Annotated in this window: 11 protein-coding genes and 1 pseudogene; 3 read left to right on the forward strand and 9 right to left on the reverse strand. The window is 72.7% G+C overall.

Going from position 1 to position 14,597, the window contains the following annotated elements:
- Positions 1–356 precede the first annotated feature (356 nt).
- Together ACFRMQ_RS08300 and ACFRMQ_RS08305 are read left to right on the forward strand one after the other, a co-directional pair.
- Positions 357–1,631, forward strand: coding sequence for an SPFH domain-containing protein (locus ACFRMQ_RS08300; RefSeq protein WP_380728248.1), 1,275 nt, complete (start codon positions 357–359; stop codon positions 1,629–1,631).
- On the forward strand, positions 1,628–2,611 hold the full coding sequence (locus ACFRMQ_RS08305) for a C40 family peptidase (protein WP_380728250.1): 984 nt from the start codon (positions 1,628–1,630) through the stop codon (positions 2,609–2,611). The genes ACFRMQ_RS08300 and ACFRMQ_RS08305 overlap by 4 nt, the downstream gene beginning before the upstream one ends.
- A gap of 67 nt (positions 2,612–2,678) precedes the next feature.
- Here ACFRMQ_RS08305 and ACFRMQ_RS08310 read toward each other — a convergent pair whose 3' ends face one another.
- Positions 2,679–3,632 carry an aldo/keto reductase gene (locus ACFRMQ_RS08310; protein WP_380728252.1) on the reverse strand — a complete coding sequence of 318 codons (954 nt, stop codon included), beginning with the start codon at positions 3,630–3,632 and terminating at the stop codon, positions 2,679–2,681.
- Positions 3,633–3,777: 145 nt separating this feature from the next.
- On the opposite strand from ACFRMQ_RS08310, the gene ACFRMQ_RS08315 reads away from it, so the two are divergent.
- Complete coding sequence (locus tag ACFRMQ_RS08315) at positions 3,778–3,978, forward strand: hypothetical protein (RefSeq protein ID WP_380728254.1); 201 nt, start codon at positions 3,778–3,780, stop codon at positions 3,976–3,978.
- 54 nt (positions 3,979–4,032) lie between these two features.
- Here ACFRMQ_RS08315 and ACFRMQ_RS08320 read toward each other — a convergent pair whose 3' ends face one another.
- From ACFRMQ_RS08320 to ACFRMQ_RS08355, 8 genes and pseudogenes are all read right to left on the reverse strand, one after another.
- Entirely contained in the window at positions 4,033–5,073 is a 1,041-nt protein-coding gene (locus tag ACFRMQ_RS08320; RefSeq protein WP_380728256.1) for an endo alpha-1,4 polygalactosaminidase, read from the reverse strand.
- Between the two features lie 22 nt (positions 5,074–5,095).
- Complete coding sequence (locus tag ACFRMQ_RS08325) at positions 5,096–5,791, reverse strand: spherulation-specific family 4 protein (protein WP_380728258.1); 696 nt, start codon at positions 5,789–5,791, stop codon at positions 5,096–5,098.
- Positions 5,788–6,705 (reverse strand): NAD-dependent epimerase/dehydratase family protein, encoded by a 918-nt coding sequence (locus ACFRMQ_RS08330; protein WP_380728260.1) that lies wholly within the window; start codon positions 6,703–6,705, stop codon positions 5,788–5,790. The genes ACFRMQ_RS08325 and ACFRMQ_RS08330 overlap by 4 nt, the downstream gene beginning before the upstream one ends.
- A 125-nt stretch (positions 6,706–6,830) precedes the next feature.
- Positions 6,831–7,532 (reverse strand): annotated as a pseudogene (locus ACFRMQ_RS08335) (NDP-sugar synthase); the annotation flags it as partial.
- Between the two features lie 74 nt (positions 7,533–7,606).
- A complete protein-coding gene (locus ACFRMQ_RS08340; protein ID WP_380728262.1) occupies positions 7,607–8,599 on the reverse strand; it encodes an SDR family NAD(P)-dependent oxidoreductase in 993 nt (330 codons plus the stop codon).
- A 231-nt stretch (positions 8,600–8,830) separates the two neighbouring features.
- Entirely contained in the window at positions 8,831–10,351 is a 1,521-nt protein-coding gene (locus ACFRMQ_RS08345; protein WP_380728265.1) for a hypothetical protein, read from the reverse strand.
- Between the two features lie 150 nt (positions 10,352–10,501).
- Positions 10,502–12,019 (reverse strand): GT4 family glycosyltransferase PelF, encoded by a 1,518-nt coding sequence (gene pelF / locus ACFRMQ_RS08350; protein ID WP_380728267.1) that lies wholly within the window; start codon positions 12,017–12,019, stop codon positions 10,502–10,504.
- A gap of 109 nt (positions 12,020–12,128) precedes the next feature.
- Positions 12,129–14,486 carry a hypothetical protein gene (locus tag ACFRMQ_RS08355; protein WP_380728269.1) on the reverse strand — a complete coding sequence of 786 codons (2,358 nt, stop codon included), beginning with the start codon at positions 14,484–14,486 and terminating at the stop codon, positions 12,129–12,131.
- Between the last annotated feature and the right edge of the window lie 111 nt (positions 14,487–14,597).

Raw genomic sequence — 14,597 nt, forward strand, 5'->3', positions numbered from 1 at the left:
CTGCCACCCGGATGACCGCCAAACGGGTGGGCCCGGCCCGAGGGCGCAGGTGTCGCGAGTACGACCCGCGCATCGGCTCCGCCGGATCCCTGCTGGTGTCCGCCGGCCCGGGGCCGGTCACCCGTCGGGTGACCGGCCTCGGGGCCGGTGCTCCTCGGCGCTGACCGCGCCGAACCGTCCCGACCATCCGTTCATGTGGCTGCGCGTCAGGTCAGTATCGAATGATTCGTCAGTAAATGTCGACACACCTCGGTCAAATGTCGCATTTGATGACGTATGAACTTAGCCTGACCCTGGCACTGCCCGTCAGATCCGGGCCGCCCGTTGCGCGACACACCGACCCAGAGGACCCGTGCATGGACGTCACCCGCGATTCTTCGCAGCGACCCGACAACCTGCCCAAGGCGCTTCCCCCGGCGCTGCCGGAACGTTCCGCCTCGGGTTCCAGTCCGCTGGCCAAGGCCACGCTGGTCAAGACCTTCGCCCCGGGCGGGCCGGCCGACAGCGGTCCGGCGACCACCCCGCTGGCCGTCGTCCCGAGCCCGTCACCGGGCGAGCGGGTGGATCCGCGCGACCCACTGGAGACGGCCGCGCCGGAAACCGTCGACCTTCTGGGAGCCACGGCGGCCGGGGTGCCGACCGCCACCACCTCCCGGCGTCCGCCGCGCGCCGACCAGGCGCTGCGCGAGCAGCGCGCCGCCGCGCTGCCCGGCTGGATCGCCCTGCTGGCGGTGCTGATCGGGGTGGCCGGCGTGCTGCTGGTCCTGCTGCGCACCGGCGTCATCCCGCACTGGGACGCGCTGCCCGACCTGCGCGGCACCGCCGCGAAGGAGAGCGGCGGCGTGGAGACGGACACCAAGTCGATCGCCGCGGCGGGTGCGGCCGGACTGCTGGTGGTGCTGGCGCTCGCCGGGCTGCTGGCCAACGCGGGCGGCGAGACCCGGGTGCTGACCCGCTGGGGCCGCTACCGGGGCACCGTCCGCCGGACCGGCCTGGTCTGGGTCAACCCGCTGCTGCGCCGCCGCCGGGTGGACGTCCGGCTGCGGCACTGGCGCAGCGAGCCGGTCAAGGTGGTGGACCGCACCGGTACGCCGATCGTGGTCCGGCTGCTGATCGTCTGGCGGGTCAAGGACACCGCGCGGGCGCTGCTGGCGATCGAGGACCACGAGGGCTACCTGCGCGAGCAGGTCCAGGCGGTGCTCACCCGCACCGCGTCCACCCTGCCCTGCGACAGCAACGCGGCGCCCGGCCCCGCGCTGCGCGACGGGCAGTGGTTCGCCGACGAGATGACCAGGGCGCTGGCCGCCGAGGCGGCCCCGGCCGGCCTGGAGGTCTACTCGGTGCAGCCGCTGGCCCTGGAGTACGCGCCCGAGGTGGCCGAGTCGATGCGCCGGCGCCGGCTGGCCGACCTGGACGCGGGCCTGCGGACGGTGCTGGTGGACGACGCTGTCGAGGCGGCGGCGCTCGCCGTCCGCCGGCTGGAGCGGGCGACCGCGCACGAACTGGACGAGGCCGCCCGGAGCGCGTTGATGGAACAGCTGCTGGTCGCCTTCGTCGCCCCGGCCGGAGTGGCCGCCTCGGTACCGCCCCCGGCCGCCCGTGCCGGGAGGAAGGAAGGACGACCCGTATGAGGATAGCCACCGGCACGTACACCGGGCCCGGCCCCGGTACTGGTACCGGCACCGACGGTGACCGCGGTCTGATGGGCTTCGAGGAGAGCCTCGGCAGCGTTCCCGCGATCGCGGGCTGCGGCTGCCCGAACTGCGCGGCCCGGCCGCGCACCGCCCGCTCGGCGGGGGACGGCGGCAGTCGAATACACCGTGCGGTGCGAAGCACCTGTCTGGCCACCACCGTGCTCGCGGGCGCGGGCGTCGTCGGCCTGACGGCCGGGGTCGGCACCGCGCACGCCGACGCCGGGACGCAGGGCTGGGACGGCTCCAAGTACTGGTTCAAGAACGGCTCCGGCGAGTGGCGCTGGACCAGCCACTACGACGTGTACGCGAACCACGCCGGGTCCGGCGGCTCGGCCGGCTCCACCCAGGCCGTCTCCAACGGCCCGGCCTCCTCGGGCGGGATGCGCCAGGGCTGGGACGGCTCCAAGTACTGGTTCAAGAACGGCAGCGGCGAGTGGCGCTGGACCAGCCACTACGACGTGTACGCCAGCCGCACCGGGCAGTCCGGCGGCGGCTCGGCCCAGGCCCCCGCGCAGCCCGCGAACCGTCCGCCGGTGAACTCCGGGTCGGCCTCCGGGAGCGTGGAGTCGGCCATCGACTACGCGCTCGCCCAGCTCGGCAAGCCCTACGTCTGGGGCGGCAACGGCCCGTCCGGCTACGACTGCTCGGGGCTCGTCCAGCAGGCCTACCGGCGCGCGGGGATCAGCCTGCCCCGGGTGGCCGACGACCAGTACGCGGCGACCACGCCGATCGGCTCCGGGCAGCTGCGCCGCGGTGACCTGGTGTTCTGGTCCGACAGCGGCCGGGCCTCGGGGATCCACCACGTGGGGATCTACCTGGGCGGCGGCAAGTTCGTGGAGGCACCCCGGCCGGGCACGACCGTCCGGATCTCGACCCTCAGCTCGGGCTACTACCCGACCCACTTCGGCCGGCCGTAGCCGCCGGCGAACGCACCGGGCCCCCGGCAGTGAGGCGCTGCCGGGGGCCCGTTCGCGTGCCGGGGACTCAGGCGGAGGCGGTGTCCAGCAGGGCGGTCTGCGCCGGGGTGAGCTCCAGGGTGGCGCCGGCCAGCAGCGGTGGGAGCTGCTCGACGGTGCGGGCGCTGGCGATCGGGGCGGCGACCGTCGGACGGGCGGCGAGCCAGGCCAGGGCGACCGAGGCGGGCTCCGCCTCCTGCTCGGCGGCGACGGTGTCCAGCGCCTTCAGCACCCTGGGGCCGCGCGGATCGTCCAGGTAGCGGGCGGCGCCCTCGGCACGGGCGCTGTCCACGCCGGGGGCGCCCGGGCGGTACTTGCCGGTGAGGAAGCCGGAGGCCAGCGCGTAGTACGGGACGGTGGCCAGGCCGTGCTCCGCGACCACGTCGGCCAGCGGGCCCTCGAAGGTGCCGCGCGAGACCAGGTTGTAGTGCGGCTGGACGGCGACGTACTTCGCCAGGCCCTCGCGCTCGGCGAAGGCCAGCGCCTCGGCGAGCCGTTCGGCGGAGATGTTGGAGGCGGCGACCGCCCGGACCTTGCCCTCGCGGACCAGCTCGTCCAGCGCGGTGACGAACTCCTCGACCGGGGTGTCGTCGTCCCGGTGGGTGTAGTAGAGGTCTATCCGTTCGACGCCGAGGCGGCGCAGCGAGTCCTCGGCCGCGGCCTTGATGGTGGCGGCGCCCAGGCCCGTGCGCTCGGCGAGCATGCCGACCTTGGTGGCGATCACGATGTCCTCGCGATTGCCGCGGCTGCGCAGCCAGTTGCCGAGGACGGTCTCGGACTCGCCGCCGGTGTTGCCCGGGGCCCAGGAGGAGTAGACGTCGGCGGTGTCGATGAAGTTGCCGCCGGCCGCCGCGTAGCCGTCCAGGACGGCGAAGGACTGCTGTTCGTCGGCCGTCCAGCCGAAGACGTTGCCGCCGAGGGCGAGCGGGAAGACGGACAGGTCGGAGGTGCCGAGGCTCACCCGGCTGTGGTTTCCGGTCATGAGGCCAGTCAACCGGATTGCGGGGCGGGGCATTCCGCGAACCGGGCGAGGCTGTCGCACCGATGTCGCACGTGCGGGTGGTGTGGTGTGCGCGACGGGGGTCCGGGGTGTGCCCGAGGTGGGTGGATTCGTTAGAGTCCGTGCCATGGCTGACAACGACTACGACCCCGCCGGCAGCACCCAGATGTTCCGGGCGTTCGTCGACGAGACCCCGGCACCGCAGGCACCGGGCAACGTTTCCACCTACGGCAGCTCCAAGAGCGGCAGCCGCACCGGGGTGATCGCGCTGATCGCCGTCGTCGCGCTGGTCGTCCTGGGCGGCGTCATCTGGCTGGCGGTCAAGTGACCCTCGCGCGGGTGACCCTGGACCGGGTCACCCGCGCGACGGGAGTGGAACGCCTCAGCAGGGCTTGCGCCAGGCGTTCAGGTCGAGCTTCTTCTGCATCGAACTGAAGCCCAGCGACTTGGTCTTGCCGCAGAACTGGTTCGTGTCGAGCTTGTACTCGACGTGGAAGACCGCCTTGCCCGCCTTGACGAAGGGGGCGACCCGCTCGCACTCGTCGAACTGCGCGCACTCCTCGTTGACCGCGAAGTCGAAGTCCGCGAGCAGCGCCGGGATCTGGTCCAGGTCGTTCTTCAGGCCGATGGCGAGGCCGCGTTCGTGGGCGAGCTGCGCCAGCATCCGGTTGTACTTGAGCTGGTCGTCCGGGGTCAGCGGGAAGCCGCTGTTCTGGTTGTAGGCCTCGATGGTGTCCGGCTCGATGGCGTCGAAGCCCTTGCTCCGGCACATGTCGAAGCGGGCGGCCATCAGCGGCCTCAGCTGGTCGAGCTTGCGGATGTCGAACCACTTCTCGCCCTTCCAGCCGGTGTCCGAGCCCTGGAGGGACTTGGCGAAGGCGGCGGAGTCGGGGCGGAAGTTCTCCCAGGAGCCGGCGTTGATGTAGCAGATCACCTTGCGGCCCTTGGCGTGCAGCGCGGCCACCACCGAGGCGTCGTTCTCGAAGCCGTCGATGTCGTAGACCGGGACGTCCACCGACTGGTCCACGCCGCCGCCGAGTTGCCACTGCCAGGTCAGTCCGGGGGTGGGCTGCCAGCGGGCGCCGGTCGGCGGCGGGGCGGGGTTGCCCGGTGTGGTGCCGGTCCCCGGTGGGGTGGCGGGCGGCGTGCTGCCGCCGGGCGTTCCCGGTGCCGGGCCGGTGGTTCCGGTGGTACCGGGGGCGGTGGTCGCGGGTGCCGGGGTGCCCGGGGCGGTGGTGCTCGCGTCGGGGGTGGCGGGGGCGCCGGGGGTGCCGGGCGCGGTGGCCGCGGGGGAGTTGCTCGGGGTGCCGTCGGCCGAGTCCTGGTCGTCCTCCGATCCCGAGCTGCTGCACGAAGTGACCAGCAGGGCGGTGGCGGTGGCGAGGGCCAGGGCGGCCGGTAGTAGCCGGTTGCGGCGGTTCACGGTAGTCGAACTCCGAGTCGGGTCAGGTCAGTTCAGCGGCGTTCAGGCCGTATGGCAGAGTGCGCCAGGGGTTCTCCCCGGCTCCCGGTACGGCGCAGCCGACGCCGGCTCGCCGGGCGGCGATCAGGGCGGCGGCGTCCTGGGCGTGCTCGGCCGGGACGTCGTAGACCAGGTGGCAGAAGCGGGAGGCCGCGTGTCGGCCGGTCCACAGCGGCTGTGTCATGGTGCGGTAGGTGTCCCAGTCGCCCTCGAAGGTGACCAGCAGGTCGGCCAGGCCGACCTCGGCGTAGCCCGGGTCCGGATGCTCGCCGTGGCCGAACACCACGGTGCCGCAGCCGGCCGCGCGGGCGGCCGTGGCCAGTCGCCGGTAGTGCGCCAACGCGCCCGGGTGGGCGGCCACTTGGTCGAGGTAGACGCCGGTGATGCCATGGCGCTGACGATACGTCAGAATGTCGCCGACCACGGCGGCGTGCGAGCGGCGGCCGTACTCGGTGTCGGTGTAGCCGACCAACGGCAGCCCCGCGGCGCGCAGTTCGTCGGCCGCCTCGGCGAAGACGTGGTCCGGGGACTCGCCCGGGCCGTCGGCGAGGTTGAGCACGACGGCGGCGATCCGGGCGGGGTCGGCGGCGGCGACCGCCCGCCAGGCCGCCGGGTCCACCGCGGGGTGGACGTACAGTGGCACCAGCAGGCGGCCGTCGGGGGTGTGCCCGGCGGTCATGCGACCACCGGGTCGGACGTGGGCGCGGCGGTGTCGAGCCACAAGTCGCGCAGGGTGTCGCCGAGTTCGGTCTCCGGGTGCCAGCCGAGCTCCCGGGCGGCAGCCGACACATCGGCCTGCTGCCAGGAGACGGCGGCCGAGCGTTCGGAGCCCGCCCCGCTCTCGTCGATCCGGCCGGTGAAGCCGGCCGCGGCGACCAGCCCGTCGGCGATCGCCCGGACCTGCCGGGCCTTCCCGGAAGCCAGGTTGAGCACCCGGGGGAGCGGACGCTCGGCGGTGACGGCCAGGCCGACGGCCTCGGCCACGTCCCGGGCGTCGACGAAGTCGCGGTAGGCGGAGAGGTCGCCGACCGTGATCACGCCGTCGGCGCCCTCGGGCGCCACCCGGCGCAGCTCGGCGACCAGCCGGCCGGGCAGCGAGCCCGCCGGGGCGCCGGGGCCGACCGGGTTGAACACCCGGAGCACCACGGCGTCCAGCGGCGAGCCGGCCACCGCGAGGGAGCCGGCCAGCTTGGTCGCGCCGTAGACGCCGACCGGGCGGGCGTCGGCGTCCTCGGAGAGCGAGTCGCCCTCCGCGCAGACGCCGTACTCGCCGGCCGAACCGATGTGCACCAGACGGGACTTCGGGGCGCCCAGGGCGAGCGCCTCGCAGAGCACCGCCGGGCCGCGGGCGTTCACCTCGGCGAGCTTGACCGCGCTGCCGGCCACCGCGCCGGCGAAGTTGACCACCACGTCGGGGGCCAGTGCGGACAGCTCGTCGCCGAGCGGGCCGGCCTGGGCGGTGGCCAGGTCCAGCCGGAGGTCGTGGGCGGGCCGCCGCCCCGCGGTCAGCACGGTGGCACCGGGCAGTGACCGCAGGACGGCGGTGGCGTGACGGCCGAGGAAGCCGTCGCCGCCGAGGAGCAGGATTCTCACGCGGCCCGTCCGTCTGTCTCGGCGCCCGCCGTGGCGGGCTCGGCGACCGCGTCGTCCGGGGCGGTGCGGGCGGCCGGGATCGGCAGGTCCGCGACGCCCGCCACGGCGCCGGTCGACTCGAAGGGCATCAGGACCGGGCGGATGGACGAGAACTCGGCGTTGGCCCGGTCGTAGTCGTCGGGCCGGCCTATGTCCAGCCAGTAGCCGCCGAACTCGTAGGCGGCGGGCGGGGTCCGGGCGGCCAGGAGGTCCAGCACCAGCTCGTCGAAGCCCAGTGGCAGGCCCGGGGTGTACGCGGCGAGCGCCGAGCGGGAGACGCCGTACACGCCCATCGAGACGCGGTAGTCGATGCTGGGCTTCTCCTGGAACCCGGTGATGCTGCCCTCGGCGGAGGTCAGCACGCCGAAGTCGATCTTGACCTGGCGGGCGTAGGTGGCGATGGTCAGCGGGGCCCCGGACGCCTCGTGGTGCTTGAGCACCCCGGCGAAGTCCAGGTCGGTCAGGATGTCGCCGTTCATCACCAGGAAGTGCTCGGGCAGGCGGTCCTGCATGGTGAGCAACGGGCCCATGGTGCCGAGCGGGCTGTCCTCGACGGCGTAGCCGACCCGCAGGCCCCACTGCGAACCGTTGCCGACGTAGGCGCGGATGATGTGGCCGAGATGGCCGATGGCCAGGGTGACGCTCTGGAAGCCCGCGGCGGCGAGCTGGCGCATCACGATCTCCAGGATCGCGTGCTGGTCGCCGATCGGGACGAGCGGCTTGGGAAGCGCGGTGGTGTACGGGCGGAGACGGACGCCCTTACCGCCGGCCAGGATCACTGCGTGCATGGTGTTTCCCCCACGGAAAGGATGTGCAGGACACGAACCTCGACTACCAGGACGAGCATGATCGTTTGCGGCGGTCAGACGTTGTAGATGTCGGTCTTGTAGCGGGCGAGGTTGGCCGGGTCGCGGAAGAACTCGATGGTCTGCTCCAGGCCCTGCTCCAGGCTGAAGTCCGGGGCCCAGCCGGTGGCCTCGCGCAGCCGGGTGGCGTCCGCGACCAGGCGCATCACCTCGGAGTTGGCCGGACGGATGCGCTGCTCGTCCTCCTTCACCAGGAGGTCCACGCCCATCAGCTTGCCGACCAGGGTGACCAGGTCGCCGACCGAGATCTCGCCGCCGGTACCGGCGTTGAAGGTCCGGCCGACCACCGTCGGGGCGGGCGCGGTGCCCACCGTGCGGAAGGCGTTCGCGGTGTCCTTGACGAACATGAAGTCGCGGGTCGGGCGCAGGTCGCCGAGGGTGATCTCGGTCTGGCCGGCCGCGACCTGGGCGATCACGGTCGGGATGACGGCGCGCATCGACTGGCGCGGGCCGAAGGTGTTGAACGGGCGCAGGGTGACGACCGGGGTCTCGAAGCTGGCGTGGTAGCTGTCGGCCAGCCGGTCCCCGCCGGCCTTGGAGGCGGCGTACGGGGACTGGGAGTTGATCGGGTGGTCCTCGGTGATCGGCACGGTCTGCGCGGTGCCGTACGTCTCGCTGGTGGAGGTGTGCACCAGGCGCGGGATCTCCAGGTGGCGCACCGCCTCCAGGACGTTCAGGGTGCCGGTGACGTTGGTGTCCACGTACGAGTGGGGGGCGCGGTAGGAGTACGGGATCGCGATCAGGGCGGCCAGGTGGTAGACCGCCTCGGTGCCCTTGACCAGGCCGTTGACCGAGCCCGGGTCCCGGACGTCGCCGAGGATGATCTCGACCGAGTCCAGCACCTCCTCGGACAGGGTCTCCAGCCAGCCGAAGGACGAGAACGAGTTGTACTGGACCATCGCGCGGACGTGGTGCCCGTCGGCGACCAGGGTCTCGACGAGGTGGGAGCCGATGAAGCCCTCGGCTCCGGTAACCGCGACGCTGCTCATGCGGGGTTCGCTTTCTCGATCTGCCGGGACGGCCGGGCGCTCTGTGGTGGCCGGCCGCCGTGGCCAGGTGGGTTCTCAGGTGGAGCGGGTACGGCGGTGCACGCGAATTCGGGCGTGCGGGATATTCGATGTTTGTTCAGCGGTGCCCGATGTTCGACAGCGCCGACCGGCAGCGCTGTTCAGCCGTGCTGTTCAGCCGCGCTGCGCAGTGGTGCCGGTCGGTGGTGCCGTTCAGCGGTGCTGGGTGGTGCGGCCGAGCGCGGGCCCGGCGATTGCGGTGAGGACGACGGCGGCCGCCCCGCAGCCGATCAGCTGCAGGACGATCGGGTCCGCACCTGCCAGCAGCCCGGCGCTCTCGGCGACCGCGGCGGCCAGGCAGATCAGAGCGGTGCTCCAGCTGAACCCGAAGGCGTTCAGCAGCAGCGCCAGCCAGAGCGAGCCGCCGAGGAGCAGCATCGCGCCGAGCTGCGGGACGCCGAGCGAGGGGGCGCCGGGCCACAGCACGGTCGCGGCGGCGTCCAGCGCGGCCACGGTGGTGAGGTAGATGAACAGGCAGCCGAGCAGGATGCCGCCGGTGCGGCGGGAGAACTGCCCGCCGGTGTGGCTGGTGCGCAGCGCGGCGACGGCCATCGCCCGGTAGCGGAACAGCAGCCACTCGGCGAGGCCCAGGCTCAGCGTCAGCGCGATCATCGCCGGGCCGGTCAGCGCGGTCGACGTCTCCTGGGTGGCGTTGCCGTCGGTCAGCACCGCCTGGTGGATGGTCCCGCCGAGGCCGGCGATCAGCGTGAGCGCCCCGCAGGCCAGGCCGAACAGCAGGTGCGGGACCTCGTGGCGGACCGGCAGTTTCAGCTCGACGGACTCCCGTTCGCCGCCGCGGATGCAGACCAGCAGCTCCCGGACGGCCAGACCGACCGCCAGCAGCGCCGAGACGAGCAGCACCACCGTGCGGACCACCTGGGGGACGTCCGCCGCCAGCACCACACCCGCGCCGACCGAGGCCGGGGCCAGCGCCAGCAGCAGGAACTTCTCCCGCCCGAGCACCAGCAGCACGGTGGCCGCGCCGAGGTAGCAGGACTGCCCGGCGGCGAAGCACAGCGCGCCGAGCGGCCCGCCGACCAGGTACGCGGAGGCCGCCGCGACGAGGGCGCCGACCGGGGCGCCGACGGCCAGGCAGACCGCGGCCTCGCGGCGGCGCAGCCGGCCCAGCCAGCGGTAGGAGCGGTGCGCCAGGGCCTGGTTGAAGCCCCAGCTGACCAGGGTGGCGACGGACAGCGCGAGCATGCCCGAGGGCAGGCCGAAGCGCATCCGGGTGGTCGCGAACAGGTTGGCGCCGAGCAGGTAGCCGAGCCCGGGCAGGGCGAACACCAGGCCGCGCACCACGCAGCGCCAGGGGTCGGCCCGCCAGGGATTGGCGAACTCGGAGCTGGGGCCGGGGTAGCGGCGATCGACCTTCTCGAACAGCTCCTCGGCGACGGTGAACGCGTCGGGGCGGCCGTACAGCAGGGCCGCCTGCTCGTCGGAGAGGCCGTCGGACTCCAGGAAGGCCGCGATCTCGTACGGGTGGACGGCGTCGGCGCAGACGTCGCGCAGCCGCTCGGCCAGTTCGTCCAGCGGGTCCGCGGAGAGGTAGAGCGGCTGCTCGTGCTCCGGCTCCGGCGGCGCCGGCCGACGCCGCTTGAGCGGCAGCGCGCGCAGCTGCACGGTGTGCTCGGGACCGGCCTCGTCCGGGACGAGGCGCAGTGGACCACTCACGCGCCCACCTCGCAGGGCTCGGCGGCCACGGAGTGGAACACGCGCCTGTCATCGGTTCGCTCGCGGTGCTCGTTCACGCGCCCACCTCGCAGGGCTCGGCGGCCACGGAGTGGAACACGCGCCTGTCATCGGTTCGCTCGCGGTGCTCGTTCACGCGCCCACCTCGCTCGGCTCCGGCGTGGTGGCGACGGCCAGCTGCTGGTCCCAGTCGGGGCTGGGGACCTGGTCGGTGACGGCGATCATGCCGCCGGGCATCCAGCGGGCGGTGCCCAGGAGCTCGGTGTAGATGCCGCGGAACCCGTCGATGTTCTGGCGGAGGGTGAACTGCTCGATCACCCGCAGCCGGGCGCCCTCGCCGAGCCGGGCGCGCCGTTCGGCGTCGCGCAGCAGCTCGATCGCGGCGGCCGCCATCGGCTCGGGCTCGCGCGGCGGGACGACCAGACCGGTGTCGCCGACGGCCTCGCGTACGCCGCCGACGTCGGTGGAGACGGTCGCGCGGCCGCAGGACATCGCCTCGATCAGGGTGAACGGGAAGCCCTCGCTGATGCTGGAGAGCATGACCACGTTGCCCGCCGCGTAGGCGTCGGTGATGTCGGCGACGCGGCCCTCGAAGGCCACCGAGTCGGCTATGCCGAGCTCGGCGGCCAGGGCTATGCAGCTGTCCCGGTAGGCCTCGCCGCCCTTGGGAGTGCCGCCGAAGAGCCGCAGTCGCGCCTCGGGGATCTCGCGCTGGACTATGGCGAAGGCCCGGATCAGCGTCTCCAGGTCCTTGATCGGGTCGACCCGGCCGGCCCAGCTGAGGGTCGGGGTCTCGGGTTCGGGGCCGGCCGGCGGGAAGGCCGCCGGGTCCACCCCGTTGTAGACGGTGCGGATGTGCGAGGACGGTGTGCCGCCGCGTTCCTCCCAGCGCCGGTTGTACCGGTTGCCGGGGGTGACCAGCGCGGCCTGCCGGTAGCTCTCCTCGGCGAGCATCCGGTAGAAGCCGAGCAGCAGCGCCTTGACCGGCCAGCGGTACGGGCCGGTGCGGTAGCCGAGGTAGCGCTCGCGCAGGTAGATGCCGTGCTCGGTGAGCAGAAACGGTACGCCGTACTGCTGAGCGGCGATCAGCCCCGGCAGGGTGGCGAGTCCGCCGCTGGCCGCGTGCGCGACGCCGTCCTTGGGCGGCTCGACCGAGAGCGGCCGCAGGGCGTGCTCCAGCAGGTCGGTGGCGTTCAGGGCGTCGTGCAGGGTGGGCCGGGAGACCGCGGTCGGCAGGTAGTCGCGGGTCCACACGTGCTGGAGCGTGCGCAGCGCCCGCTCGCTGCGCAGCGCCGGGCTGAGCAGCCCGGCGCGGGCGAGGTCGGCGAAGTTGTAGAGCTCGGTGCCGAAGTGGGTGGTGTAGACCGGGTCGAGGACGGAGTGCAGGAAGCGCTCGTACGCGTTGAGGAAGCGCCGCATCTCCTTGCCGCGGGGCGGCCGGCCTTCCGAGGCCGGGCCCCAGAGGGGTGCGGTGGTGACCGACCGCACGTTGGCGGGAAGTTCCCAGGCCAGTGGTTCGTGGCCGGTTCCGGTGACGGCGATGACGTCGAAGTCGACGTCCGGCATGCCTTGAACGAGCTGGTCGCACCAGACGCTCACGCCGCCGTGCTGGTGCGGATACGTCCCCTCGGTGAGCAGGGTGACGCGCATTCCTGTCCCCCTCCTGTTCTTGCGTCGGTTCCGGCCTGGATGGCCGGAACGGGAGCCGTGGCGGGGCCGGGCCGGGCGAGGGCCCGGCCCCACCGGCGGGTGGTACCGGTTACCGGTTGTCGGAGCGTCCGGTGGCGCTGCTCGGCGTGGCCGTCCCCCCAGAGGCCTTGCCGTTCTTCGCCGCGGCGTGGTCGCCGTTGCCGCCCTGACCGATGGTGCCAGCGGCGACACCCTTGCCCGGCACCGGGGTTCCGCTACCGGGGACCAGCGACGGAGCGGGCTTGCGGGCGTTGTCGCCCGGGCCCACCGGGACCGGGGTGGCGACGCCCTGCGGCACGACCTTCTTGTCCGCCGGCGCCGGGGCCGGGACGGACTTGGCCGCGACGCTCGGCGCGACGGGAGCCGGCGCGGCCGGCGCGGCCGGCAGCTGCAGGGTGACGCTGCTCTGCAGCGCGCCCGGGGACACCCAACCCGAGAGCGTACCGGCGTAGGACGACCCGAACCCGCCCGTACCGATGGCCAGCTTCTGAGCAGTTCCGGTCGGCATGGTGGCCTGCACCTGAACACCGGACGGCGCGCTGACGGTGACGGCGTTGCCGATCCGGTAGGCGGTGACCTTGCCGGCGGCGATCGCGGTGTTCCAGGCGGCACGGCGCTGGAACTCCTGGCCGATCTCGCGCTGGCTCAGGTTCACGATCGGGGCGTTGTCCGCGTGCAGCGAGCGGTAGGTGCCGAGGACCTTCTCCAGCACCGGGTACAGGATGCGGTCCTCGGACAGGTTCGACTGGTGCACGAAGTGCGGCCGCGGGTCGTTGTTCAGCACGTGGCCGAGGTCGATCCGCGCCTCCAGCGGCACGATGTACGACTGGTAGCCGGTGGTGGTGTCCAACGGCTGCGGCAGACAGGTCGAGTTGGCGTTGTTCTCGCAGACGCCGCTGCCGCCGTTGGCCTTGCTGGTGTAGATCCAGTTGTACTCGTCGGTCTCCTCCTTCGCCGTGGCGGCGTTGTAGAAGACGTTCATCGGGTACCGCGGCACGGTCAGCGTGGACGAGCCGACGGCCCGCTGGCCGGTCTCGCGGGAGGCGTCGCTGGCGGTGAACTTGATGCCGTTGGCGGCCAGCGCCGGCGCCAGGTTCGGGTTGTCGCTGGTCTCCTGGGGAGCGGTCAGCAGCCCGGAGTGCTCGCCGGTGACCAGGGTCTGCGGGTCGTACTGGAGGCCGCGCGCGGTGGCCCAGTCGGAGTTGTTCTTGATCTGCCCGGAGATGGTGGGCTGGTCGACCCAGACGGTGGCGCCCGCGGAGTTCTTGGAGCAGACCCAGGGCACCACGGTGACGTTCTGGACGCAGCCCAGGTACGGGTGGGTGTAGGTGTGGTTGACCCACCGGTAGTTGGTCTGGTCGGCGATCATCTGGTCCGCCGTGGGGTCCACGGTGGTCTCGTGGTCGGCCTTCCAGTCCTCGCTGCCGCCACCGTTGAACACCATGTCCAGGGTGAAGTTGTTGGCGGCCTGCCACTGCTTGAGGTGGTTGGCGTCGTCGACGGTCATCCGGATCGGGGCGGCGCTGTCCGGGGTGCCGGGCGGGCAGGTGACGTCGCCGGGGGTGCACTTGAGCACGGTGTCCCAGCGGTCGTCGGCCAGGAAGACGTCGTCCACGTGGGTGGCGAAGTAGTTGCGGTCGTAGCCGAGGTGGACGCCCTGGGTGAGCCAGTCGACCATGCCGCGGGCCAGCAGGCGGTACTGCTGCTGGTACTGGTTGTAGACGAACGTGACGACCAGTTCCTTGCGGCCGTCGTGGGTGTACTCGCCGACCAGGGAACCGCGGGCGGTGCTGCTGGGTATCGGCGCGTCGACCAGCGGGACGAACGAGGCGCCGGCCGGGAAGCTGGCGAGCGGGGTGGCCAGGTAGCCGTAACTCTCGCTGACGTTCGGGTCGTTGTCCTCGAACGGGACGCTTCCCTTGAGGTACCCGAACGGGCCCGAAGTTCCGGCCGTCGTGGTGGCGCCCTGGAATCCGTCGAGGGTGCCCACGAATCCGGGATTCTGGGCGTAGTTCAGGCCGACCGCCGGGTTGGCCCAGGTGTACGCGTCGATCTGGCGGACGTTGAATGCGGCCTCGTAGGTCGCGATCGCGGTCATCTCGGCGGCACTGTTGGGGAAGGGGTTTTCGTTGGGCAGCACGATGCCCTGGAACTTCCCCCGGGGCTGGCCGTTCAACGTGTCGCTCAGGAAAGCCGAGTTGATGACGGGACGGTTGGGGTCGTTGAGGCTGACGACCTTGTAGGGCGTGCCCTGGCTCTTCAGCTCGGCGGTGATGGCCGCGACGGACGGGCCGCCGTCGTCGACGACCAGGACGGTGAGGTCGATCCTGGGCGGCGTGGTGTCGCCGTGGGCCAGGGTGGTCTGCAAGCCGCTGGCCAGCAGGACTGCCGCCGCGCACGCGGCGACTCTTCGGGTCGCTCGACCCATGGTGATCCTCCCCTTGGGGCAGGTGCCGCGCTGCTCGGCGCTCGCCTGCCCGTGTAGCTGTTCGCGGGCAGCAGGCTGCCCGGGCCCATCCTGGTCGAGGGACAGCGGTGC

The sequence above is a fragment of the Kitasatospora sp. NPDC056783 genome, from assembly GCF_042789895.1.
GTDB lineage: Bacteria > Actinomycetota > Actinomycetes > Streptomycetales > Streptomycetaceae > Kitasatospora.